The sequence below is a fragment of the Pseudomonas sp. BN411 genome (assembly GCF_029871235.1).
In the GTDB taxonomy this organism is placed as follows: domain Bacteria; phylum Pseudomonadota; class Gammaproteobacteria; order Pseudomonadales; family Pseudomonadaceae; genus Metapseudomonas.
This window is the reverse complement of the sequence record NZ_SSOM01000065.1, coordinates 1-23,924: the sequence shown is the minus strand read 5'-3', so window position 1 is coordinate 23,924 and position 23,924 is coordinate 1. Positions and strand designations below refer to the sequence as shown.

Below are 23,924 nucleotides of genomic sequence, written 5' to 3'. Positions count from 1 at the left end.
TTAACGCCCGCCCCTTGCGTTGACCAGCAGTTCGGAAAGCTGATGCACGGCCATGGCGTACATCGCGCTGCGATTGTAGCGGGTAATGACGTAGAAGTTCGGCAGTCCCATCCAGTACTCCGCCCCCTCATCACCCTCCAGCCTGAAGGCCGTAACCGGCACATCATCGCGCAGTGCATCACCGCTTGCCCAGCCCAGCGTCCTAAGATCGCCGACGTTCTTCACCGGGTCCAGTCCCTGGGTCAACCCTTCGTCGATTCGTTCACCGCGAACCTGGGCACGGCTGACCACCGGGGCGCCATGCACCCAGCCGTGGCGCTTGAAGTAGCTGGCGACGCTGCCGATGGCATCCACCGGGTTACTCCAGATGTCGATGTGGCCGTCGCCGTCAAAATCCACCGCATAGGCGCGGAAGCTGCTCGGCATGAACTGCGGCAGGCCCATGGCGCCGGCATAGGAGCCCTTGAGCATCAGCGGATCGACCTGCTCCTCACGGGCCAGCAGGAGGAATTCCTTGAGCTGCTTGCGGAAGAAGTCGGCACGCGGCGGGTAATCGAAGCCCAGGGTGGACAGGGCATCGATCACACGGAAGTTGCCGGTATTGCCGCCGTAGAAGGTCTCGACACCGATGATCGCGACGATCACCTGGGCCGGTACGCCGTACTCTTTCTCGGCGCGGGCCAGTGCATCGGCGTGCTGGTTCCAGAAGGTCACGCCTTTCTGGATGCGTGCCGGCGTGATGAAGATCGGCCGGTATTCCTTCCACGGCTTGACCCGCTCGGCGGGGCGGGAGATGGCGTCGAGAATGGACTGCTTGCGCTCCACCTCACGGAACAGATCCACCAATTGCTCGCCGGCGAAGCCGTAGTCGCGGGTCATCTCGGCGACGAATTCGGCCACCTGCGGCGATCCCTCGTAATCCCCCGACAGCGCCGGTGCGGCTGCTCCCAGCAGTCCGACCAGGGCAGCCCCAGAGGCACCCAACCGCATCCAAGTGCGCAGTGCTTTCAAATCTCTCACTCGTTTCAAACCTGGGCGATCCACTTGCGATGGGTATGGATCGCCATCAACACCCCAAACCCAGACAGCAGCGTCACCAGATGGGTTCCGCCGTAACTAATGAAGGGCAGGGGCACCCCCACGACCGGCAAGAGTCCACTGACCATGCCGATATTGACGAACACGTACACGAAGAAGGTCATGGTCAGACTGCCCGCCAGCAGCTTGCCGAACAGGGTCTGGGCCTGGGCGGTAATCACCAGGCCGCGGCCGATCAGGAGCAGGTAGACCAACAGCAGCAGGCAGGCGCCCACCAGGCCGAACTCTTCGCCGAGGACCGCAATGATAAAGTCCGTGTGGCTTTCGGGCAAAAAATCCAGGTGCGACTGAGTGCCCAGCAGCCAGCCCTTGCCGAACACCCCGCCCGAACCGATGGCCGCCTTGGACTGGATGATGTTCCAGCCCGTGCCCAGCGGGTCGCTTTCCGGGTCGAGGAAGGTCAGAACCCGCTGCTTTTGGTAGTCGTGCAGCACGAAGTACCACATGGCTACCGCCACGGGCACGACGGCCGCCACCGCACCGAGGATCCAGCGCCATTGCAGGCCGGCCATGAACAGCACGAAGGCGCCGGAGGCCAGGATCAGCAGCGCGGTGCCGAGGTCGGGCTGCTTCAGGATCAGCACGAAGGGCACGAGGATCAGCACCAGGCTGATGGCGATGTGCTTGAGTTTCGGCGGCAGGTTGTGCCGCGACAGGTACCAGGCGATGGTCGCCGGCATGATGATTTTCATGAACTCCGAGGGCTGGAAGCGGATCACCCCGGGAATATTGATCCAGCGGGTCGCGCCCATGGCCGTGTGACCCATGATCTCCACGACCATCAGCAACGCCACCCCGACCACGTAGGCGAGCGGCACCCAGCGCGCCATGAAGCGCGGCTCGAACTGGGCGATGACGATCATAGCGCCGATGCCCAGACCGAAGGAGCTGGCCTGCTTCATCAGCAGGTCCCAGTGCTTGCCGCTCGCCGAATAAAGGACGAACAGGCTGCCGGCGGCCAGCATCAGGATGATCAGCAGCAGCCAGCCGTCGATGTGCAAGCGCTGCAGCAGCGTGGCGCGGCGCTTGAGCACGTCCTCCTGGGAGATGGTGCGGTCGAAGTTGCTGTTCATCGATTGGCGCTCTGCTGTTCCGCCAGCGGCTGCGGCGGTCGGAACTCGGGTTTCAGCTGGCCGTCTTCACCGAGCAGCCAGGCATCCATGACCTGCTTGACCACCGGCGCGGCAACGCCCGAACCGGATTCGCCGTTCTCCACCATCACCGCTACGGCGATCTTCGGGTCTTCCGCCGGGGCGAAGGCGACGAACAGGGCATGGTCACGGTGGCGCTCCTGCACTTTTGAGCGGTCGTACTTCTCGCCCTGCTTGATGGCCACCACCTGGGCGGTACCGGACTTGCCGGCGATACGGTAGACGGAGCTCGCACCGACCTTGTGCGCCGTACCCCGGGCACCGTGGACCACCTGCTCCATGCCGTTACGGCCCGCATCCCAGTATTTCGGGTCACGCAGGACGATGTCCGGCATCGGGTTCGGGTCCAGCGGCGGCTGGCCTTCGATGGTCTTGGCCAGGTGCGGGCGAATCCACTTGCCACGGTTGGCCATGAGCGCAACCGCCTGGGCGAGTTGCAGCGGGGTGGCCTGCATGTAGCCCTGGCCGATACCGAGGATCAGCGTTTCCCCCGGGAACCAGGCCTGACGGTAGCGCGCGCGCTTCCACTCGCGAGACGGCATCAGTCCGGAGGACTCCTCGAACATGTCCAGGGCCACGCGCTGACCGAAGCCGAAGCGGCTCATGTAGTCATGAAGACGATCAATGCCCATCTTGTGGGCAAGATCGTAGAAGTAGGTGTCATTTGACCGCATGATCGCGGTTTCCATGTTCACCCAGCCGTCACCGGAACGGTTCCAGTTGCGGTACTTGTGATCGTAATTGGGTAGTTGGTAGAAGCCGGGATCGAAGACCCGCGAGGCCGGCGTCACCACACCGGAATCCAGGCCGGACACGGCCACCATCGGTTTGATGGTCGAACCCGGCGGATACAGGCCGCGCAATACGCGGTTGTACAGCGGCCGGTCGATGGAATCGCGCAGCTCGGCATAGGCCTTGAAGCTGATGCCGGTAACGAAGGGGTTGGGGTCGAAGCTCGGCTGACTGACCATGGCCAGCACATCACCGCTGGACGGCTCGATAGCGACGATGGCACCACGACGGCCGGCCAGGGCCTGTTCGGCGGCCTCCTGCAAGCGCACGTCGAGGGTCAGCACCAGATCCTTGCCGGGTTTCGGGTCGGTACGTTTGAGCACACGCAATACGCGGCCACGGGCGTTGGTCTCGACTTCCTCGTAACCCACCTCGCCGTGCAACTGGTCTTCGTAGAAGCGCTCGATACCGGTCTTGCCGATGTGATGGGTGCCGCTGTAGTTAACCGGATCGAGCTGCTTGAGTTCCTTCTCGTTGATCCGGCCGACATAACCCACGGAATGGGCGAAATGCGCGCCCTGCGGATAGTGCCGCACCAGCTGTGCCACCACCTCGACGCCGGGCAGGCGGAACTGGTTCACCGCGATGCGGGCGATCTGCTCCTCGGTCAGCTCGAAGAGGATGGGCACTGGCTCGAACGGGCGCCGCCCCTGTTTCATGCGTTTTTCGAACAACGCACGATCATCGGGAGTCAGCTGCAGCACTTCGACTATCACATCGAGGGTCTGCTCCCAGTCGCCGGCGCGCTCGCGGGTCACGCTCAGGCTGAAGCTGGGCCGGTTGTCGGCAATGATCACGCCATTGCGGTCAAAGATCAGCCCTCGGGTGGGCGGAATCGGCTGCACATGGACGCGATTGTTCTCGGACAGGGTCGAGTGGTAGTCGTACTGGATCACCTGCAGGTAATAGAGGCGGGCGATCAGCACGCAGGTCAGCATCAACACCGCTGCCGCGCCCACGATCACGCGCCGGCGTACCAGACGGGCGTCCTTCTCGTGATCTTTGAGGCGAATCGGTTGCGGCATGGACGGGGCTTACTTGTGGTAGGGGTGGCCGGACAACACCGTCCAGGCGCGGTAGATCTGTTCGCCAATGAGGATGCGGACCAACGGGTGTGGCAGCGTCAGAGGCGACAGCGACCAGCGCTGCTCGCTACGGGCACAGACCTCCGGCGCCAGCCCTTCCGGGCCACCGACCATGAGGTTGACGGTGCGCGAATCCAGGCGCCAGCGGTCCAGTTCGGCCGCCAGTTGCTCGGTGCTCCAGGGCCGACCTTGGACTTCCAGGGTGACGATGCGTTCCCCCGGCTGGACCTTGGCCAGCATGGCCTCGCCCTCCTGGCGGATCATCCGCGCCACGTCGGCGTTCTTGCCGCGCGTGGTCAGGGGAATTTCCACCAGTTCCAGGCTGAGCTCGGAAGGCAGGCGCTTGACGTACTCGTGCCAGCCCTCTTCCACCCAACGCGGCATCCGAGTGCCAACGGCGATCAGACGTAGACGCAAGGGAAGCCCCGCTTACTCGTGGCTGTGGTGCGCGCGGCTCTGCTCGGCGCCTTGCCACAGGCGCTCCAGGTCATAGAACTGGCGGGTGGCGACCTGCATCACATGCACCACCACATCGCCCAGGTCCAGCAGGGCCCACTCGCCACCGTCCAGGCCTTCGCTGCCCAGGGCGCGCACGCCTTGTTCCTTGGTCTTTTCCAGAACGTTCTCGGCCAGGGACTTGACGTGACGGCTGGAGGTGCCGCTGGCGATCACCATGAAATCGGTGATGCTGGTCTTGCCACGTACGTCGATGGTGGTGATTTCCTGACCTTTCAGGTCTTCCAGGGCCGCGATGGCGACCTTGACGAGTTCTTCGTTTTGCATCGGGTTCAACTACCTCAGTGAATCAGTTCGGCGCACGGTACAGATCGTGCGCATGGATATAGGCCAATACGGCATCGGGCACGAGAAAGCGCACCGAGCGCCCCTCCCCCAGCAATTGGCGGATCTGGGTGGCGGAAATCGCCAGGGGCGTCTGCCAGACGAAAGCAATCTGCCCGGACGGCCCCTGCAGCGATTGCGGATCGACCGCGCTGCGCGCCGCCAACAGATCGCGCAGGTCTTCCGGTGCCTCGCTGTCGGCATCCGGACGCTGCAGGACCAGGATGTGGCAATGGTCCAGCAGCTCGCTCCAGCGGTGCCAGCTCGGCAGGCCGCAGAAAGCGTCCCAGCCGACCAGCAGGAACAACTGGTCATCGGCATCCAGCTCGGTCCGCAGGGACTCCAGCGTTTCGATGGTCCAGGACGGCCGCTCGCGCTTGAGTTCGCGATCGTCCACCATCAGCGGCGCAACTCCGGCCACCGCCAGTTGCACCATTTCCAGACGCTGAGCCGCCGAAACCCGCGGGGTTTCGCGGTGCGGCGGGCGCGCGCTGGGGATCAGGCGCAGCTCATCGAAGCCGAACTGCTCGGCCACCTCGAGGGCACCTCGCAAGTGGCCGATATGCACGGGATCGAAGGTGCCGCCGAAGAGGCCGATGCGCTTGCCCATCAGGTACGTACGTGACCGTCGCCGAAGACCACGTACTTCTCGCTGGTCAGGCCTTCCAGACCGACTGGGCCGCGGGCGTGCAGCTTGTCGGTGGAAATGCCGATCTCCGCCCCAAGGCCGTATTCAAAGCCATCGGCGAAGCGGGTCGAGGCATTGACCATCACCGAGGCGGAATCCACTTCGGTGAGGAAACGCCGCGCATCACTGAAGTTCTCGGTGATGATGGCGTCGGTGTGCTGCGAGCCGTAGGCGTTGATGTGCTCGATGGCCTGTTCCAGGCCGTCGACGATGCGGATCGAGAGGATCGGCGCGTTGTACTCGGTGCGCCAGTCTTCTTCGGTCGCCTCCAGCACATCGGCGCCCAGCAGGGCACGGGTAGCGGCGTCGCCGCGCAGTTCTACGCCCTTGTCGCGGTAGATGGCGGCCAGCGGCGGCAGTACACGAGCGGCAATGCCCTCGTGCACCAGCAGGGTTTCCATGGTGTTGCAGGGCGCGTAACGCTGTGTCTTGGCGTTGTCTGCCACGCGGATCGCCTTGTCCAGATCGGCGGCGACGTCGATATAGACGTGGCAGATGCCGTCCAGGTGCTTGATCACCGGCACCTTGGCTTCGCGGCTGATGCGTTCGATCAGGCCCTTGCCACCGCGCGGGACGATCACGTCCACATACTCCGGCATGCTGATCAGCGCACCCACGGCGGCGCGGTCGGTGGTTTCCACCACTTGCACCAGTTCGCTGGGCAGGCCGGCGTCGGACAGGCCCTTCTGGATGCAGGCGGCGATGGCCTGATTGGAATGAATAGCCTCGGAACCGCCACGCAGGATGGTGGCGTTGCCGGATTTCAGGCAGAGGCTGGCTGCATCGATGGTCACGTTCGGCCGCGACTCGTAGATGATGCCGATCACGCCCAGCGGCACGCGCATCTTGCCCACCTGGATACCGGACGGCAGGTAGCGCATGTCGCGGATTTCGCCGATGGGGTCCGGCAGGGTGGCGACCTGACGCAGGCCCTCGATCATGTCGTCGATGCGCGCTGGGGTCAGCGCCAGGCGATCGAGCATGGCTGGCTCCAGGCCATTGGCCCGGCCATTGGCCAGGTCCTGCTCGTTGGCGGCGGTCAGCTCGGCACGAGCTGCGTCCAGGGCATCGGCGGCAGCCAGCAGGGCGCGGTTCTTCTGCGCGGTGCTGGCACGGGCGGCCACGCGCGAGGCGGCGCGAGCGGCGCGGCCAAGGCGGGTCATGTAATCGAGAACGGACTCGGTCATGGTCTCGTGTTCTGGCGAAGGGAAAGCGGCTGATTATAGCGACCGCGCTCGTCCGCGCCCAGCGGCGCCGGGCGGATGGTAGACAGCCCATTCCACAGGCGCCGCCGGTAACGGCACGGGCCTAGTCCCAGGCGGGCCGCAGCGGGGACGGTGACACCCGCCCCGAGCGCCCGCCCGAAGGTTGGGTAAACAAAAGTGGCCGCGCTGTTTACCTTCAAATTGCAGTCGTCGCAGAAGAACAAGAAGCGCCCAGGCGCCGGAGAACCCGCCATGCGTTACCAGACCGACTTCGCCCCACAGCACCTGAACGATGCGCCCCGCGTCGTCCAGCTCGGCGCCTGGACCCTGCATTACCAGGCATTCTCCCGACACGCCGAGGACAATCGCGAGCCGGTCCTGATGCTAGGTGGTGCCTTCCAGAGCTTTCGCTCATTCGGCGCGGAGGTGCAGGAACTGCTGCCCCACCACCCGGTGATCCTCCTCGACCTGCCAAGCCAGGGCGCAAACCTGCAACTGGCGCCTGAGCTCTCGCTCGAACAGCTGGCCGACCTGATCGCCGCGTTCGCCGAAGAGTTCCGCCTGCCACCGTTGATGCCCATCGGCCTGTCCTACGGCTCGGCCCTGGCGGCCCTGTTCGCCGTACGCCACCCGCAGCGCTGCGCACGCCTGCTGCTGGCCGGGATCACCGCCTTCGGCCGCCCCGGCGCCCGGCGCATGCTGGAGGAAGGCCTGGACCTGCTGGCTGAGGGCCAGGTCCTGCGCTTCGCCCAGGGCGCCCTGACCGGACTGATCAATCCCCTGCGCCTGGACGAAACCGGCGTCTCGCTGATCTTTCGCAAGGCACTTCTGCGACAGATGCAGCGACTTTCCCCGCAAGAAGTCGAGCGATACCTGCAAAATAGCCGCCGCTTGCTCGACTTCCCGGGATTCACCCGTCATCCGACCTGCCCGACCCTGGTCCTGGCCGGCGAATACGACCATTTCACCCAGCCCTGGGAGCACGCGGGCTTCGCCGCCGCCTGTGCCGATGCCGATTGCGCGCTTATCCACAACGGCGATCACCTGGCCCAGTTCGAGCAGCGCGAAGCCTGCGCCAGCTTCTATCGGCCCTTCCTCCAGGGCACCGCCCTGCCCCTGGCCAGCCCCGGTGCCACGCGTCTGGCACGCAATCGCCTGGACCGCCTGGAGCGGCGCCAGGAACCGCGCGTGGCCCCGCTGAACCGACGAGGCCGGCTGCTGCACGCTGAAGCGGGCGAATGGTCGGTGGATGTCAGCGAACTGGGATTCTTCGGCGGCCTGGTGCAGGGCGCGCTGCCGGCCGACCTGCCATCCCGAGGCTGGCGCCTACAGGCAGGCGACTTGCCAGCACTGGATGTACTCGCGCTGCGCCACGACGGCGACAGCCTGGCGCTGGTCTTCCCCCATACCGACGCGGCGGCCAGTGAGGCGCTGGCGGCGCAGGTGGTCCAGACGGAAACCCGCGCTCTGTCCTGCGCCTGACGCGGCGCGCTTCTTTTGTGGGGTCGCCCCTGATTGACGCCTCAGATCCTCCCCTCCACCACCCGCACCAGCGCCGGCCAGGCATCCGCCGGCGCTGCCTCCAACTCCTTCGGGTCATGCACCCGGACTTCGCCGAAGCCGCAACCTTCGAAGCCCGCGACAATGGCGTCGTCGCCCCGGTAGTGCAGGTAATAGCGGCCACGGGTCAATCGGCCCACGAGGTCAATGCCCCAGCGCAATTGCCGGTAGCGCGGGTGCTCGCGCAGGTCGGGATAGAGATCAGTGAGGTAGGTGGCGGACGGGAATTGGCGCAATTGCGCCGCAAGGCGAGCCCAGAAGCCTTCTATTACCGGTAGCTCGAAGTAGTTCACCAGCCCTTCGGTGATCACCAGCACCGGCTCTTCCCGGTCCAGCCCGGAGAACAGTGCCTGCAGGTCGTTCGTGCACTGCTCGGCGAGGATATCCACAGGACGAACCTGATGCCGCGCATTCAGCCAGCCCTCTTCATGCAGCAGCAGCCGCTTGCGCGCGGCCATGGGCGGCAGGTCGGCTTCCAGGTAGCGCAATTGCGGGTAACGGGAACAGAAACGCCGCCCCCGAGGCGACAGGCCGCAAGCGATTTCCACCACCTGGCGCACCCCGCGCTGTTCGATGGCCTCGCGTAACAGGGCGTCGATCAGCAGGTGGCGCTGCAGCAGGAAGCGCTCCACATCCAGGCCAAAGGCCACGCGCGCGCCCCAACTGACCGGCGCCAGCACGCCGTGGGCGAAGCGTCCGAAGGGGGTGACGAAGGGCTCCTCGGCGAGCTGGTGGCGATACCAGACATAACCGGTGTAGTGCGCACTGGGGGTGATGTGGGCACTGTCGACGCGGGCGGCTCGGGACATGGCAACGGGCTCTTGTTATTTTGCGTGACGATTCCGACGCCGGCATTCAGCTTCGGCTCAGCGTGCTTCCGTATAATCGCGAGCCTATTCCGACCCGTAACCCTGCGACAGCCCCATGTCCTGCGATCCCATCCTTAGTTTGCCCTGGCCTGGTGCCCGCCCGCTGACCGATGCCTTTTTCGACCGCGACGCCCAGCAAGTGGCCCGCGAGCTGCTGGGCAAGGTCATCCGCCACCGGGTCGACGGTCGCTGGCTGTCCGCGCGCATCATCGAGACCGAGGCCTACTACCTGGTGGACAAGGGCAGCCATGCTTCCCTCGGTTACACCCACAAGCGCCGCGCACTCTTTCTCGATGGTGGGCACATCTATATGTACTACGCCCGGGGCGGCGACTCGCTCAACTTCAGCGCCCACGGGGCCGGTAACGCAGTACTGATCAAGTCCGGCCACCCCTGGGTGGACGACATCTCCCCCACCGACGCGCTGGCCGCCATGCAAGGCAACAACCCCGACGCCCAGGGCGGGCCGCGCCCGGCCGAACGCCTCTGCGCTGGCCAGACCCTGCTGTGCCGCTCCCTCGGCCTCAAGGTGCCCGACTGGGACGGTCAGCGCTTCGACTGGCAGCGCCTGTTCGTCGAAGACGTCGACGAGCGCCCCGCCACCATCATCCAGACCGCGCGCCTGGGAATTCCCCACGGCCGCGACGAACACCTGCCCTACCGCTTCGTCGACGCCGCCTACGCCCGCCACTGCACGCGCAATCCGTTGCGCCGCGGGCAAGTCGAAGGACGCGACTTCACGCTGATCGAGGACATTCACCCATGAGTCAATGGTTCGACCAGGTCACCGCCTGGCTCGGCGCCAATCCGGAATGGCTGGGCCTGGCCATCTTCCTGATCGCCTGCATCGAATGCCTGGCCATCGCCGGCATCGTGGTACCGGGCGTCGCCCTGCTGTTCGCCGTTGGCGTGATGGCCGGCAGCGGCGCGCTGGAGCTCTGGGAAACCCTGCTGCTGGCCTACACCGGCGGACTGCTGGGCGACATGATCTCCTACGGCCTGGGCCGTCGCTTCCACCAGAACATCCGCAACCTGCCACTGCTGCGGGACCACCCGGAATGGATCAGCGGCGCCGAGAACTACTTCCAGCGCTATGGCGTCGCCAGCCTGCTGGTGGGCCGCTACATCGGCCCGCTGCGGCCCATGCTGCCGATGGTCGCCGGCATGCTGGACATGCCCTTCCCGCGTTTTGTCGCCGTAAGCATGCTGGCCGCCGCCGGCTGGGCCGTGGCCTACCTGGTACCCGGCTGGGCCACCGGTGCTGCCTTGCGCCTGCCGCTGCCGGAAGGTTTCTGGGGCGAAGCCGGGGTGGTGATCGTGACGGTGGTGGCCATGCTCGGCCTGATCGTCCACAGCACGCTACGTGAGAAACGCTGGGCCAACCCGTTGGCGGCAGGCCTGAGCCTGATAGCGCTGGGCGCCCTGCTGGTTGGCTGGCCGCACCTTCAGGCTCTGGACCAGGGCCTGATGGCGCTGGTTCAGGAACAGCGCCACGCCAGCCTCGACCAGTTGATGGTGCTGGTCACCCGCCTAGGCGACTTCACGACCCAGCTCCTCGCCGGCGCCCTGCTCGGCGGTCTGCTGTTGCTGCTGCGCCAGTGGCGCCCCGCCTGCTTCGCCATCGGCACCCTGGTGGCGACCGCGCTGGCCAATACCGGACTCAAGCAGCTCTTCGCGCGGGCGCGGCCAGAAGTGCTCGCCGAGCCCCTGACCACGTTCAGCTTCCCCAGCGGGCACAGCTCGGCGGCCTTCGCCTTCTTCCTGGTACTGGGGATTCTTGCCGGTCGCGGGCAGCCAGGACGCCTGCGCCTGACCTGGCTGCTGCTGGCTTGCCTGCCGGCCCTGGCCATCGCGCTATCGCGGGTTTACCTCGGCGTGCACTGGCCCACCGACATCCTCGCCGGCGCCCTGCTGGCGGGTGGCATCGCAGCGGCGGGCCTGGCGCTGATGCAGCGTGCCGCACCACTCACTGCAATGGCGCCGCGTATCTGGTTGGTGGTACTGCCGGCCTGCCTGGCCCTGTTGGGCGGTGCCGCTGTCTGGGCGCTGCCCGAGGCCCTGGCGCGCTACAGCTACTGACCTGCTGAATCCCACATCAGGCGATGGATTCGCCCTGCAGCTGATCCAGCAACCCCTGGAGGAAATCCAGGCGTTCGTCCGGATCGCTCAGGGTCAGCAGGTGAATCTTTTCCTTGATATGGAAGGGCAGCAGATAGGACAGCTGATTAGCCAGCGCCTGCTGCCCGTGCACCACGCCACCCATGCCCAGCCCCTGGACCATCGGATGCTCGGCCAGGGCATTGAGCAGGGCCGCGAGGTCGGCGTGTTCCGGGCGCAACGGGCGCTCGGGTTCATCATCCAGCCACTCTACTTCGGCCAGGGTCAACTGGTCGCGCAGCACTTCCGCCTTGCTCACATGGAAGCGCCGGCCGCCCTCCACGCGAATGCCCAGCAATCCGTTGGGACGCTGCTGCCAATCGCGGACCAGCGCCTCACAGCCGATGGCGGCGAAGCGGCTGGCGGCCTCGCCCACTTCCTGGCCTTCAAGGATGCACACCACACCAAAGCCTTCGCCCTGCTTCATGCAGCGTCCGATCATGTCCAGGTAGCGCGCCTCGAAGATCTGCAGATCCAGGGTGCAGCCCGGAAACAACACGGTGTTGAGCGGAAACAGCGGCAGCTTCATGCATCGACCTCAGGCAATCATGGCAACGGCGAGCGGCAGCAGTACCGCGGTGGCAACGCCCATCAGGCTCATCGCCAGGGCGGCGAAGGCACCGCACTCCTCGCCTTCCTGCAACGCCCGCGCAGTACCTACCGCGTGGGCGGTGAGCCCCAGGGCCATGCCCTGGGCGGCCGGATGGTGCACACCACAACGGCGTAGCAGCTCAGGCCCGAGTATGGCGCCGAGCACGCCGGTGATCAGCACGAACACCGCCGCCAGGGCGGCCACCCCACCGAGCTGCTCGGCCACCAGCATGGCGATGGGCGAGGTCACCGACTTCGGCAAGAGGGTCATCAGCACCATGTGCTCAGTGCCGAACCACCAGCCCAGCGCCGCTACCGACAGCGTAGCGAAGAGCCCGCCGAACACCAGCGTCAGCAGGGTGGGCCAGAACAGTTGGCGAATCCGCCGCAGGTTGAGGAACAGCGGCACCGCCAGCGCCACCGTCGCCGGGCCGAGGAACACCGTCAGCAGCTGGGTACTCTGGCGGTACTCCTGGTAGGTGATGCCAAACGCCAGCAATACGCCGATCAGCAGCAACATGGACAGCAGCACCGGCTGCAGGAACACCCAGCGGGTCTTCTCGTAGGCGGCCAGGGCCAACTGGTAGGCCGCCAGGGTCACGCCGAAGCCGAACAGAGGGTGATGCACCATCGCCTGCACGGCGGCTTGCCAGTCGAGGTTCATGCATCCTCCTTGCGGCGCGCCTGACGATCGATGAGCTTCTGCATCAGCCAGCCACAGAAAAGGAAAGCGGTCAGCAGGGACAGCACCAGCGCCCCGACAATGGCCCAGAAGTCCGCCCAGATGGCCTGGGCGTAGACCATCACACCTACCGCTGGCGGCACCAGCAGCAGCGGCAGGTAGCGCAGCAGGCTGCTGGCGGCCAGGCTCAGCGGCTCGCTCACTTCGCCGTGCACCAGCAGATAGAGGAAGAGCAGCACCAGGCCGATGATGGGCCCGGGCAGCATGGACAGGAACAGGGCATTGAGCCCGCTACCGATCAGCTGGAACAGCACCAGCCAGGTCAGTCCGCGCAACAGCATGAGGTTCTCCACGGGTCAGGTCCGGCCAGGCGAGCCTCGGCCGGGACGGGGGGCATTATAGGCTTGCCCGCCGCCGCGCTATAACCCGCCATTCGCAGGGGGCATGCCGTCTTGACCGTCCTCCTCCGGCGTGTTGATCTACGCCGGGCACGCAAACGAGGGGCCAAGCCCCCCGGACCAGAAAAATTACAACACTGCATCCACGGAGGATGACGTATGGCGTACGTACCAGTAGCGGAACTGAAGAATTACGTTGGCAAGGAATTGGGCCACTCGGACTGGATCAGCATCGACCAGAACCGCATCAACCAGTTCGCCGAATGCACCGAAGACCACCAGTTCATCCACGTCGACCCTGAGCGCGCCAAGCAGACCCCCTTCGGTTCCACCATCGCCCACGGCTTCCTCAGCCTGTCGCTGATTCCGAAACTGATCGACGGCCTGCTGGTTCTGCCTGAAGGCGCGAAGATGGTCGTCAACTACGGCCTCGACAGCGTGCGCTTCATCCAGCCGGTGAAGGTGGATTCCCGCGTGCGCCTGGCCGTGAAGGTCATCGACGTCAACGAGAAGAACCCCGGCCAATGGCTGATCAAGGCCCTCTGCACCCTGGAAATCGAAGGCCAGCAGAAGCCCGCCTACATCGCCGAATCCCTGAGCCTCTGCTTCGTCTAAGCCGTAGCCAGGCCACAAAAAAGCCCGCAGCAGCGGGCTTTTTTGCGCCAAACTGAAGGGCAGATGCAAGGAAAAGGACACCCGATGAAGCCGCTTCTGCCCCTCACGCTCGCACTGCTTCTTGCGGCCTGCGGCGAAGGAGAACCCCTGACCCCGCCAGACGCTCGCCTGCCGGACGGCTCCCGCTATCGCGGCGATCTGGTCGACGGCCTGCTGCAAGGTCCGGGGCGCCTGGACTACAACAACGGCACCTGGTTCGAAGGTCAGTTCAAGGATGGCCAACCGGATGGCCAGGGCGAATGGCACGGCCCCAATGGCCTGGTCTACAGCGGCGAATTCAAGGCCGGCCTGTTCCACGGCCAGGGACGCCTCGCCTACGGCAATGGCACCACCTACGAGGGCGGCTTCGCCCATAACCAGTTCGATGGCGAAGGCACCCTGCGCCAGGGCGACGTCACCTATCGCGGTCAGTTCCGCAATGACAAGTACCAGGGCTTCGGAAGCCTTGAGTGGCCCGATGGCAGCAATTATCAGGGCCTCTTCAGTGCCGGCACGCCGGACGGCGAAGGGGTCCGCACCGACGAGGCCGGCAACCGCTTCAGCGGAAGATTCAAGCGCGGCCAACTCCAGGGCCAGGGCGCCTATCAGGGCGAAGACGGCTCCCACTACATCGGCGAGTTCAAGGACAGCCTGTTCGATGGCAAGGGCCGTTTCAGCAGTGGCGACGGCGATGTCTGGAGCGGCCGGTTCAAGGAAGGCAATCTGGTTGGCGAAGGCGAATTCATCGGCGCCGACGGCAGTCATTACCAGGGCCACTTCAAGCACTGGCGCTACCAGGGTGAAGGCAAGCTATCCCTGGCCGACGGCAGCCGCTACCAGGGGCACTTCAACGACGGCCTCTACAGCGGCACCGGCAAGCTGACGCTGGTGGACGGCAAGCATGAAGGAGGCGTCTGGCAGGACGGCACACGCATTCGTGACGAACAGGGCAAGGCCCTGCCCGATCCCCTGGAAATTGGCCTGCTGGCCCAGGGCGACCTGCTCCAACAGGCCATCGACGCCGTACCGGCCTCCACCCCGGACGTGGAGCTCTACTCCATCAGCCTCGCCGGCGACGGACGCCAGAGCGTGTTCCTGCGCGAAGCAGACTATGTTTCCAAGCTCCTGGCCGAACGCTTCGGCGCCCACGGCCAGATCACCCTGGTCAACCACCGCGAGCACATGGCCGACCGCCCCCTGGCCACCCGCGAAAGCCTTGCCCGGGCCATCCAGGCGGTTGCCCGGCGCAGCGGTCCAGAAGACCTGGTGTTCATCTACCTCACCAGCCACGGCTCGCCAACCCACGAACTGGCCCTGGAGCAACCCGGCCTGCAACTGGGCCACCTGCCGGCACAGGAATTCGCGAGCCTGCTCGCGCCCCTCAAGGACAGGTACAAGGTGCTGGTGATTTCCGCCTGTTACTCCGGTGGTTTCATTCCACCCCTGAAGGATGAGAAGACCCTGATCATGACCGCCGCCCGCTCCGATCGCGTGTCCTTCGGTTGCTCCGAAGAGAACGACTTCACCTACTTCGGTCGCGCCCTGTTCGCCGACGCCTTCAGCGAGACCGATGACCTGGAACGCGCCTTCGGCATCGCCCAGGAGAAAGTCGCCGAGCGAGAGAAAGCCGACGATTTCGAAGCGTCGGAACCGCAGATCTGGGCGCCAAAGGCCGTCACCGCCCGCTGGCGTGCGCTGCGGGAACACCAGGCGGAGCAGGCCCTGACCGCGCAGAGCAGCGCGAACGCCGACAAAACCGCGCGCAACCACTAAGCTCAGCGTGTATCAGCGGAGACACAATATGCATCTGACGCCCCAGCACATACTGCTCGCCGGCGCCACTGGACTGACCGGCGAGCACCTGCTCGACCGCCTGCTCAACGAACCCACCGTCGCCAGGGTCCTGGCGCCGACCCGTCGCCCTCTGGCCGAGCACCCGCACCTGCAAAATCCCGTCGGCCCCCTGGTCGAAATGCTGCCGCAACTGGAAGGCCGGATAGATGTCGCCTTCTGCTGCCTGGGCAGCACCATCCGCCAGGCCGGCTCCCAGGAAGCCTTCCGCGCCGTCGACCTGGACCTGGTCCTGGCCGCTGCCCGGCGCGCCCGCGAACTGGGGGCACGGCACTTCATCGTGATCAGTGCTCTTGGCGCCAGCCAGGCGTCGCCGATCTTCTACAACAAGGTGAAGGGCGAGATGGAAGAAGCCCTGAAAGCCATGGACTGGCCGCAGCTGACCATCGCCCGCCCCTCCCTGCTGATGGGGCCGCGCAGCGAGTTCCGCTTCGGCGAACGCCTCGCTGCCGCCTTCATGCGCTGGCTGCCGGGCAAGTACCGGGGCATCGACGTCTGCACCCTGGCCCGCGCGCTCTGGCGACTGGCGCTGGAAGAGGAAGATGGCATTCGCATTATCGAGTCGGACGACCTGCGCCGCCTGGGCCGCTGAATCTGGATTGACGCCGGCCCTGCGCCTGCACAAGGATTCGTACCTTTACCAGAAGAGATCGCCCATGAGCCTTGAATCGGTCCGCGCCTTCTTTGCCGGGAAGGCGCCGGAAATCGACATCATCGAACTGCATACCAGCACCGCCACCGTGGCACTGGCCGCTGAAGCCCATGGCGTCGAGCCTGGCCGCATCGCCAAGACCCTGGCCTTCCGCGTCGGTGAGGACGCCGTGCTGGTGGTGGCCCGTGGCGACGCGCGGATCGACAACCGCAAGTTCAAGGAAACCTTCGGCGCCAAGGCCAAGATGCTGGATGCCGAGACGGTGGAGTCCCTGACCAGTCACCCAGTGGGCGGCGTCTGCCCGTTCGGGCTGGCAACCCCGCTGCCGGTCTACTGCGACCGTTCCCTGCAGGCATTCGATGAAGTGGTGCCGGCGGCCGGCGCCGTGCACAGCGCCGTACGCATCGCCCCGGACTACATGGCTGAGCTGGTGGAAGCGAAGTGGGTGGATGTCTGCCAGGAGCCCGCTTGAAGTGTCGCAAGTAGCTGCAGTGCCCTGTAGGAGCTGGCTTGCCAGCGAATAGCCCCTTTTCGCTAGCAAGCTAGCTCCTACAGCAACGTAGGATGGGTTGAGCCTGCGATACCCATGCTGTTCTGTAGAGCCGATGGGTATCGCTTCGCTCCACCACATCCTACTAACTAGCAAGCTAGCTAGCTCCTACAAGGCTCCCGGACCGGTTCAATACCCGCCCGTTACCCCCAGGCTCACACCCATCTCCGCCGCCACCGCGAACGGCAACAGCAGCGTGTCCATCAGGGCGCTGGCCGGCAGGTCCAGGGCCGGATAGGCCGGCGGCTCGACGCCGAAACGGTCCGTCGGGCAACAGCCGCCATTGAGCGAATACCAGTCCAGGCGGGTGCCGGAATAGATGATCGGCGCCCCGGGCTTGGCAGCGTTGAGGGTGCCGACACTGGCGCAGCCCTGCAGCAGGGCCAGCGCCAGCACGGCCAGCGAGAGACGCTTAGTCATCGACGCCCTGATGGTGTTCGCCCCAGCGCGGCAGCATGTCCTGGGGGATATCCAGCAGGTTGAGGATGCGCGCGACCACGAAGTCCACCAGGTCATCGATGGTCTGCGGCTGGTGATAGAAGCCCGGCGAGGCCGGCACGATCACCGCGCCCAGGTTGGACAGCTTGAGCATGTTCTCCAGGTGGATGCTGGAGTACGGCGCCTCGCGCGGCACCAGAATCAGCTGGCGGCGCTCCTTCAGGGTCACGTCGGCAGCGCGCTCGATCAGGTTGTTGCAGGCGCCGGTGGCGATGGCCGAAAGCGTGCCGGTGGAACAGGGCACCACCACCATGGCCGCCGGCGCGCCCGAGCCGGACGCCACCGGGGACATCCAGTCTTCCTTGCCGTAGCAGCGAATCTGTCCCGGCGCGGCGCCGGTGTATTCGCTGAGGAAGGCCTGCATGGCCTGGGGCTTGGCCGGCAGGGTGACGTCGGTTTCCGTGGCCATTACCAACTGCGCCGCCTTGGAAATCAGGAAGTGCACTTCGCGGTCTTCCTGGATCAGGCAGTCCAGCAGGCGCAAGCCGTACTGGGCGCCGGATGCGCCAGTCATCGCCAGGGTGATGCGGGACGGTCCGTTCATGGCCTCACTCCGCCAGGGCCGAGGCCAGCTTGCCGTGCAGGCCGCCGAAACCGCCATTGCTCATGATCACCACCTGGGTGCCGGGCGCGGCGATGGCCTTCACCCCCTCGATGATGGACTCCAGGGATTCGCACACCTGGGTCGGCACAGTGGAGCCGGCGACTGTGGCCGCCAGATCCCAGCCAAGATTCGGCGGTGCGTACCAGAACACCTGGTCTGCCAGCTTCACCGAGTCCGGCAGGCCGTCACGGTGGGCACCGAGCTTCATGGAGTTGGAGCGCGGTTCGATCACCGCGATCACCGAGGCATCGCCCACGCGCTTGCGCAGGCCGTCGAGGGTGGTGGCGATGGCGGTGGGATGGTGGGCGAAGTCATCGTATATGGTCACGCCGTTCACTTCAGCCACCTTCTCCATGCGCCGCTTGACGCTCTTGAAGGCGGACAGCGCGGCGACGCCCAGTTCCGGCACCACGCCCACATGGCGGGCGGCAGCCAGGGTGGCCAGGGCGTTGGCGACGTTGTGCTGGCCGGTCAGCTCCCAGTCGACGGTGCCGGCGACCTGGCCTTCGAACAGCACTTCGAAATGCGAGCCGTCTTCGGCCAGCAGGCGCGCCTGCCATTGACCGCCTTCGCCGGTGGTCTGCACCGGGGTCCAGCAGCCCATGTCCAGCACGCGCTTGAGGGCGATTTCGGAGGTCGGGTGGATGACCAGCCCCTCGCCGGGGATGGTCCGCACCAGATGGTGGAACTGGCGCTCGATGGCGGCGAGGTCGGGGAAGATATCCGCGTGATCGAACTCGAGGTTATTGAGGATGGCAGTGCGCGGGCGGTAGTGGACGAACTTGGAGCGCTTGTCGAAGAAGGCGCTGTCGTACTCGTCGGCCTCCACCACGAAGAAAGGCGTGCCGCCCAGACGGGCCGACACACCGAAGTTCTGCGGAACGCCGCCGATCAGGAAGCCCGGGCTCATGCCGGCATGCTCCAGCACCCAGGCCAGCATGCTGGTGGTGGTGGTCTTGCCGTGGGTACCGGCCACTGCCAGCACCCAACGGCCTTGCAGCACATGATCGGCCAGCCACTGCGGGCCGGAGACATAGGGCAGGCCCTTGTTCAGCACGTATTCCACAGCAGGGTTACCACGGGACAGCGCGTTGCCGACCACCACGAGATCCGGAGCGGGCTCCAGATGGGCCGGTTCGTACCCCTGCATCAACTCGATGCCCTGGGCCTCCAACTGGGTGCTCATGGGCGGGTAGACGTTGGCGTCGGAGCCGGTGACACGGTGGCCAAGTTCCTTGGCCAGCACCGCCAGCGAACCCATGAAGGTGCCGCAGATGCCGAGGATATGGATATGCATGGATGACCTCTGAAACGGGCCGCCCCGGCCCGGAAAAAACTTGTCGCAGGTTAGCACAGCGGCCTCCCCGGCAGCCCCAGAAGACTGGTGTAGGGGCGAATTCATTCGCCAACAGGCCAACGGCCTGCCATGCACGACCTAGGGACCGCTACGCGGTCCTTGGCGAATGAATTCGCCCCTACAAGGATGAAGCGAACCGGCTAGCCGCCGTTCGACCTCACAATGGCGAAAAAGGTCTCGATGATGCGCCGCGAACCCTGCTCCCGCAGGCACACCAGCGTCTCCGTCATGCGCTGCAGGCAATCGCGGATCGGTAGCACATGGACGTTGGCGCTGGCGCCCACCTCGGCCGCAGACACCAGGCCGACGCCAAGGCCCGCGGCGACCATCTCGAAGGTGGCCTCGCGGCCTTCTACCTCGATGGCCGGACGGATGGCGATGCCAGCGCGGCGCATCTCCTCTTCGAGTATCTGCCGGGTCATGGAACCGCGCTCGCGCAGCACCATCGGCATGTCCTCCAGGTCGGCGAGGACGATCGACTCACGCGCCGCCCAGGGGTGCGAATGTGCCACGAAGGCCACCAGCGGGTCGGCGCTGAGTACATGGGTGATCAGGCTGTCGTCCTCCACCACGCGCCCCAGCAGCGCGAAGTCCGCCTTGTACTCCTGCAACCGGCGCAGGCACTCGTCGCTGTTGCCGGTGACCAGGCTGACGCGAATGCCCGGATAGCGCTCGCAGAAGCGCGCGATATGCCCCAGCAGGTGCACCGGCGAGTCCACCGCCAGGGTCAGGCTGCCAGTCTCCAGGGCGCGCGAAGTGGACAACAGCTCCTGCGCTTCGGACTCCGCCGCGAACAGCCGCTGGGTGATGGTCAGCAAACGCTCGCCAAGGTCGGTCAGTTGCACCGAGCGCTTGTTGCGGTGGAACAGCAGGATGCCGAAGCGCTCCTCCAGCTTGCGCACCTGGTCGGAAACCGCCGGCTGGCTGAGGAAAAGCGCCTCCGCCGCGCGGGTGAAGTTGCCGTGCACCGCCACGGCGTGGAAGGCCTTCAGCTGTGCCTGGGAAACCGCCATTCGCCTGCTCCTCGATAAATAAGCTCAACTTATTTTTGAAATACTATAAATCGATTTTTTTTATTTCTAGGGAATTGGTTTTATCTCTCCATCGCAACGCGCCCTCACCAGAACAACGCTGGAGACGACCATGACCAAAGCCGAATTCCCCACCAACACCCAACCGCTGGCGACCCCCGCCCTCGGCGAGCCCTACCTGCTGACACCCGGCCCGCTGACCACCTCCAAGGCCACCAAGGAAGCCATGCTGCGTGACTGGGGCTCGTGGGATGGCGCCTTCAACCTGGTGACCGCCGAAGTGCGCCAGGAACTGCTGTCGATGGCCGGCGTGCAAGACGACAGCTTCGCCTGCGTTCCCCTGCAAGGCAGCGGCAGCTTCTCGGTGGAAGCCGCCCTCGCCACCGCCATCCCCCGCGACGGCAAGTGCCTGATCCTGATGAACGGTGCCTACGGCCAGCGCGCCGCCAAGACCCTGGACTACCTCGGCCGCGCCTACATCACCCTGGACAAGGGCGACTACCTGCCGCCGCAACCGGATGAAGTCGACGCCCTGCTGAAGGCCCACCCGGACGTGACCAACGTCTTCCTGGTCCACTGCGAAACCAGCTCCGGCATCCTCAACCCGCTGCGCGAAATCGCCGACGTGGTGAAGGCCCACGGCAAGAGCCTGATCGTCGACGCCATGAGCTCCTTCGGCGCCGTACCGCTGACCGTGAATGAAATCGCCTTCGACGTGCTGGTGTCTTCCGCCAACAAATGCATCGAAGGCATCCCAGGCTTCGGCTTCGTGATCATCCGTCGCTCGGTGCTGGAAGCAGCCAAGGGCCGCGCCCACTCCCTGGCCCTGGATATCTACGAGCAGTGGCTCTACATGGAGCGCACCGGCCAGTGGCGCTTCACCCCGCCGACCCACAGCGTGGTCGCCTTCCGCACGGCGCTGGAACAGCACGCCGCCGAGGGTGGCGTACCGGGCCGCCTGGCACGCTACAGCCGCAACCGCGACGTACTGGTCGCCGGCATGCGCGAGATCGGTTTCAAGACCCTGCTGGAAGACCAGTGGCTGTCGCCGATCATCACCACCTTCTTCAGCCCGGAGCACCCGAACTTCGAGTTCAAGCGCTTCTACGAGGAACTGAAGGCCCGCAACTTCATCATCTACCCCGGCAAGCTGACCGTCGCCGAGAGCTTCCGCATCGGCTGCATCGGGCAGATCGACGAGCACATCGTCCGCCAACTGCTGCGCGCCATCACCGACTCGCTGGAAGCGATGGGCGTGGACATGAAGTAAACGGTCTGCCTGAGTCGACAGGCAGCCCCATTCCGGTCACCCACCGTCCTGAGACGGTTCCCGCTGCGGGTAGCGGGGCCGTGGTGCGGTGACCTTTTTCTGAAACATTTCCGTAGTAGACCGACCGCTCGGCCACGCCGGGCAGGAGCCAAGACCAACGCCGAATCTCATTCACCAGCCTGACGCCACGACCGCTGCCATCTGACCAAGGTCGTGCGTTTAGACAGCCCAGCAGCAAAACAACAACAACCTCCCTATTTGCACTGTCCGGCATACCCACACGGGGTCAGAAAACCATGAACAACAACGCAGGCGCCTTGCACAGCGGCTGGAAATCCCTCCAGCGCTGGCGTGTCCAGATATTCCTCATCACCTGGCTGGCCTACGCCGCCTTCTACTTCACCCGGAAAGCCTTCTCCGTCGCCAAGCTCGGCATCGGCGAAGACCCGAGCTTCGACCTCGACAAGGCCGCGATGGCCAACCTCGACGCCCTCTACCTCGCCGCCTACGCCGTAGGCCAGTTCACCTGGGGCATCTTCGCCGACCGTTTCGGCCCACGTGTCGTGGTGCTCGGCGGCCTGGTGATTTCGGCCCTGGTGGCCGTCGTCATGGGCACCTTCGCCACCTTGCCGATCTTCGCCACCTGCATGGTGGTCCAGGGCCTGGCCCAGTCCACCGGTTGGTCGGGGCTGTGCAAGAACATCGGCAGTTTCTTCGCCACCCGCGAACGTGGCCGTGTGCTGGGTTACTGGAGCACCTGCTACGCCTTCGGCGGACTGGTGGCCACGCCCTTCGCTGGCTGGTGGGCCTACGACGTGTTCCAGGACTGGCGCATGGCGTTCATTTCCTCCGCCCTGGTGGTTGGCACCGTTGCCGTGCTGTTCTTCTTCCTGCAGCGCAACAAGCCGGAAGACGTGGGCCACGCCCCGGTTGAAGTGGAAACTGCCAGCAGCGGTCCGCGTGAAAGCCACTGGAATGCACTGCGCAAGGTGGTCAAGAACCGCACCGTGCTGGTCCTGGGCCTGGCCTACTTCCTGCTCAAGCCCGCCCGCTACGCCATCCTCCTGTGGGGCCCGGTGATCGTCTACGAACGCATGCCCGCCATCGGCAAGGTCGCGTCGGCCATCGTTCCCACTGCCTTCGAGCTGGCCGGTCTGGTGGGTCCGATCCTCATCGGCATCGCCTCGGACAAGCTCTTCGGCGCCCGCCGCATGCCGGCCTGCGTGTTCAGCCTGATCGCCCTCACCGTCTGCCTGGCGCTGTTCGTCCCGGCCATGCAGAGCGGCAGCCTGTACCTGGTGGTCGGCCTGCTGTTCATGATGGGCATGACCCTCTACGGACCGGATTCGATGATCAGCAGCTCCGCCGCCATCGACTTCGGCACCCAAGAAGCCGCCGGTACCGCCGCGGGCTTCGTCAACGGCTGCGGCTCGGTCGGCGCCATCCTCGGCGGCCTGCTGCCGGGCTACTTCGACACCAACACCGTCTTCCTGGTGTTCACCGCCGCGGCGCTGCTGGCCAGCCTGATGCTGGTGCCCTTCTGGAACAGCCGCCCGCAAACCCTGAAAGCGCCGGAAAACCTCCCGGCCAACGGTCAACCGGCAATCGCCGGGGCCAGAACCTGAATTCCCTTACTCAACCTGCAATCCGCTGGAGTCCTCACCATGCATTACAAGCAACCCACCCAACTGAAAGCCGCAATCCTCGACTGGGCCGGTACCGTCGTCGACTTCGGTTCCTTCGCGCCGACCCAGATCTTCGTCGAGGCCTTCGGTGAGTTCGGCGTCGCCGTCTCCCTGGAAGAAGCCCGCGGCCCGATGGGCATGGGCAAGTGGGACCACATCCGCACCCTCTGCGACGTGCCGGCGATCGGCGAACGCTACCGCGCTGCCTTCGGCCGCCTGCCGACGGACGATGACGTCACCGCCATCTACGAACGCTTCATGCCGCTGCAGATCGAGAAGATCGGCCTGCACTCGGCCCTGATCCCCGGCGCCCTCGACGCCATCGCCACCCTGCGCGGCAAGGGCCTGAAGATCGGTACCTGCTCCGGCTACCCGGCGGTGGTGATGGCCAAGGTGGTGGAACTGGCCCGCGAGAACGGCTACACGCCGGACCACGTGGTGGCGACCGACGAAGTGCCCAACGGCCGTCCGTACCCGGCCCAGTCTCTGGCCAACGTGATCGCCCTCGGCATCGACGACGTCGCCGCCTGCGTGAAGGTGGACGACACCTGGCCGGGCATCCTCGAAGGCCGCAGCGCCGGCATGTGGACCGTGGCCCTGACCTGCTCGGGCAACGCCCTGGGCCTGACGTACGAACAGTTCAAGGCGCTGCCGAA

25 protein-coding genes are annotated in these 23,924 nt (G+C 65.5%); 10 read left to right on the top strand and 15 right to left on the bottom strand.

The features are described 5' to 3' along the window. From mltB to E8F06_RS10265, 7 genes are read right to left on the bottom strand one after another with little or no spacing between them, the layout of a single operon-like run. Positions 1–990 (bottom strand): lytic murein transglycosylase B, encoded by a 990-nt coding sequence (gene mltB, locus E8F06_RS10295; protein ID WP_280367348.1) that lies wholly within the window; start codon positions 988–990, stop codon positions 1–3. A gap of 35 nt (positions 991–1,025) precedes the next feature. After that, positions 1,026–2,171: a rod shape-determining protein RodA gene (gene rodA, locus E8F06_RS10290; RefSeq protein WP_271470062.1), complete on the bottom strand. Its 1,146-nt coding sequence runs from the start codon at positions 2,169–2,171 to the stop codon at positions 1,026–1,028. Beyond that, positions 2,168–4,066, bottom strand: a complete 1,899-nt coding sequence (mrdA, locus tag E8F06_RS10285; RefSeq protein WP_280366683.1) for a penicillin-binding protein 2 — start codon at positions 4,064–4,066, stop codon at positions 2,168–2,170. The genes rodA and mrdA overlap by 4 nt, the downstream gene beginning before the upstream one ends. A gap of 9 nt (positions 4,067–4,075) precedes the next feature. Beyond that, positions 4,076–4,543, bottom strand: coding sequence for a 23S rRNA (pseudouridine(1915)-N(3))-methyltransferase RlmH (rlmH, locus tag E8F06_RS10280; protein WP_044872302.1), 468 nt, complete (start codon positions 4,541–4,543; stop codon positions 4,076–4,078). Positions 4,544–4,555: 12 nt separating this feature from the next. Next, complete coding sequence (gene rsfS, locus E8F06_RS10275; RefSeq protein WP_280366681.1) at positions 4,556–4,909, bottom strand: ribosome silencing factor; 354 nt, start codon at positions 4,907–4,909, stop codon at positions 4,556–4,558. 22 nt (positions 4,910–4,931) lie between these two features. Next, positions 4,932–5,576 (bottom strand): nicotinate-nucleotide adenylyltransferase, encoded by a 645-nt coding sequence (gene nadD / locus E8F06_RS10270; protein WP_280366678.1) that lies wholly within the window; start codon positions 5,574–5,576, stop codon positions 4,932–4,934. Beyond that, a complete protein-coding gene (locus E8F06_RS10265) occupies positions 5,576–6,841 on the bottom strand; it encodes a glutamate-5-semialdehyde dehydrogenase (protein WP_280366675.1) in 1,266 nt (421 codons plus the stop codon). Before E8F06_RS10265 ends, nadD begins: the two co-directional genes overlap by 1 nt. A gap of 270 nt (positions 6,842–7,111) precedes the next feature. Between E8F06_RS10265 and E8F06_RS10260 the strand changes: the two genes are divergently transcribed. Then, entirely contained in the window at positions 7,112–8,341 is a 1,230-nt protein-coding gene (locus tag E8F06_RS10260; protein WP_280366673.1) for an alpha/beta hydrolase, read from the top strand. 41 nt (positions 8,342–8,382) lie between these two features. Here E8F06_RS10260 and E8F06_RS10255 read toward each other — a convergent pair whose 3' ends face one another. Further along, entirely contained in the window at positions 8,383–9,228 is an 846-nt protein-coding gene (locus tag E8F06_RS10255) for a class I SAM-dependent methyltransferase (protein ID WP_280366671.1), read from the bottom strand. Between the two features lie 115 nt (positions 9,229–9,343). Between E8F06_RS10255 and E8F06_RS10250 the strand changes: the two genes are divergently transcribed. Then, positions 9,344–10,054, top strand: a complete 711-nt coding sequence (locus E8F06_RS10250) for a DNA-3-methyladenine glycosylase (protein ID WP_280366668.1) — start codon at positions 9,344–9,346, stop codon at positions 10,052–10,054. Beyond that, positions 10,051–11,367 carry a bifunctional DedA family/phosphatase PAP2 family protein gene (locus E8F06_RS10245; protein ID WP_280366666.1) on the top strand — a complete coding sequence of 439 codons (1,317 nt, stop codon included), beginning with the start codon at positions 10,051–10,053 and terminating at the stop codon, positions 11,365–11,367. The genes E8F06_RS10250 and E8F06_RS10245 overlap by 4 nt, the downstream gene beginning before the upstream one ends. A 16-nt stretch (positions 11,368–11,383) precedes the next feature. Here the strand turns inward: E8F06_RS10245 and E8F06_RS10240 are convergent, their stop codons facing one another. From E8F06_RS10240 to E8F06_RS10230, 3 genes are read right to left on the bottom strand one after another with little or no spacing between them, the layout of a single operon-like run. Then, a complete protein-coding gene (locus E8F06_RS10240; protein ID WP_280366663.1) occupies positions 11,384–11,974 on the bottom strand; it encodes an LON peptidase substrate-binding domain-containing protein in 591 nt (196 codons plus the stop codon). A 9-nt stretch (positions 11,975–11,983) separates the two neighbouring features. After that, positions 11,984–12,700, bottom strand: a complete 717-nt coding sequence (locus tag E8F06_RS10235) for an LrgB family protein (RefSeq protein ID WP_280366661.1) — start codon at positions 12,698–12,700, stop codon at positions 11,984–11,986. After that, on the bottom strand, positions 12,697–13,059 hold the full coding sequence (locus tag E8F06_RS10230) for a CidA/LrgA family protein (RefSeq protein ID WP_280366659.1): 363 nt from the start codon (positions 13,057–13,059) through the stop codon (positions 12,697–12,699). Before E8F06_RS10230 ends, E8F06_RS10235 begins: the two co-directional genes overlap by 4 nt. Positions 13,060–13,275: 216 nt before the next feature. Here E8F06_RS10230 and E8F06_RS10225 point away from each other — a divergent pair, with 216 nt between their 5' ends. The 4 genes from E8F06_RS10225 to E8F06_RS10210 all read left to right on the top strand — a co-directional run bounded on the left by E8F06_RS10225 (position 13,276) and on the right by E8F06_RS10210 (position 16,745). Beyond that, positions 13,276–13,731 carry a MaoC family dehydratase gene (locus tag E8F06_RS10225; RefSeq protein WP_151131679.1) on the top strand — a complete coding sequence of 152 codons (456 nt, stop codon included), beginning with the start codon at positions 13,276–13,278 and terminating at the stop codon, positions 13,729–13,731. 84 nt (positions 13,732–13,815) lie between these two features. Next, positions 13,816–15,543: a C13 family peptidase gene (locus tag E8F06_RS10220; RefSeq protein ID WP_280366656.1), complete on the top strand. Its 1,728-nt coding sequence runs from the start codon at positions 13,816–13,818 to the stop codon at positions 15,541–15,543. Between the two features lie 28 nt (positions 15,544–15,571). Further along, on the top strand, positions 15,572–16,213 hold the full coding sequence (locus E8F06_RS10215) for an oxidoreductase (RefSeq protein WP_280366653.1): 642 nt from the start codon (positions 15,572–15,574) through the stop codon (positions 16,211–16,213). 64 nt (positions 16,214–16,277) lie between these two features. Further along, positions 16,278–16,745, top strand: a complete 468-nt coding sequence (locus E8F06_RS10210; RefSeq protein ID WP_280366651.1) for a YbaK/EbsC family protein — start codon at positions 16,278–16,280, stop codon at positions 16,743–16,745. Between the two features lie 207 nt (positions 16,746–16,952). On the opposite strand, the gene E8F06_RS10205 is transcribed toward E8F06_RS10210, so the two are convergent. The 4 genes from E8F06_RS10205 to E8F06_RS10190 form a co-directional block, all read right to left on the bottom strand. Further along, positions 16,953–17,243, bottom strand: a complete 291-nt coding sequence (locus E8F06_RS10205) for a YceK/YidQ family lipoprotein (protein WP_280366649.1) — start codon at positions 17,241–17,243, stop codon at positions 16,953–16,955. Continuing rightward, on the bottom strand, positions 17,236–17,865 hold the full coding sequence (gene ubiX / locus E8F06_RS10200) for a flavin prenyltransferase UbiX (RefSeq protein ID WP_016490716.1): 630 nt from the start codon (positions 17,863–17,865) through the stop codon (positions 17,236–17,238). Before ubiX ends, E8F06_RS10205 begins: the two co-directional genes overlap by 8 nt. A gap of 4 nt (positions 17,866–17,869) precedes the next feature. Then, positions 17,870–19,222 carry a UDP-N-acetylmuramate:L-alanyl-gamma-D-glutamyl-meso-diaminopimelate ligase gene (gene mpl, locus E8F06_RS10195; RefSeq protein WP_280366647.1) on the bottom strand — a complete coding sequence of 451 codons (1,353 nt, stop codon included), beginning with the start codon at positions 19,220–19,222 and terminating at the stop codon, positions 17,870–17,872. A 200-nt stretch (positions 19,223–19,422) separates the two neighbouring features. Continuing rightward, entirely contained in the window at positions 19,423–20,295 is an 873-nt protein-coding gene (locus E8F06_RS10190) for a LysR substrate-binding domain-containing protein (protein WP_280366644.1), read from the bottom strand. 130 nt (positions 20,296–20,425) lie between these two features. Here E8F06_RS10190 and E8F06_RS10185 point away from each other — a divergent pair, with 130 nt between their 5' ends. From E8F06_RS10185 to phnX, 3 genes are all read left to right on the top strand, one after another. After that, positions 20,426–21,583, top strand: a complete 1,158-nt coding sequence (locus E8F06_RS10185; RefSeq protein ID WP_280366642.1) for a 2-aminoethylphosphonate--pyruvate transaminase — start codon at positions 20,426–20,428, stop codon at positions 21,581–21,583. Between the two features lie 296 nt (positions 21,584–21,879). Continuing rightward, positions 21,880–23,208, top strand: coding sequence for an MFS transporter (locus tag E8F06_RS10180; RefSeq protein WP_280366640.1), 1,329 nt, complete (start codon positions 21,880–21,882; stop codon positions 23,206–23,208). 39 nt (positions 23,209–23,247) lie between these two features. Continuing rightward, positions 23,248–23,924, top strand: a 677-nt coding sequence (gene phnX / locus E8F06_RS10175) for a phosphonoacetaldehyde hydrolase (protein ID WP_280366638.1), incomplete at its 3' end; no start/stop codon positions are given.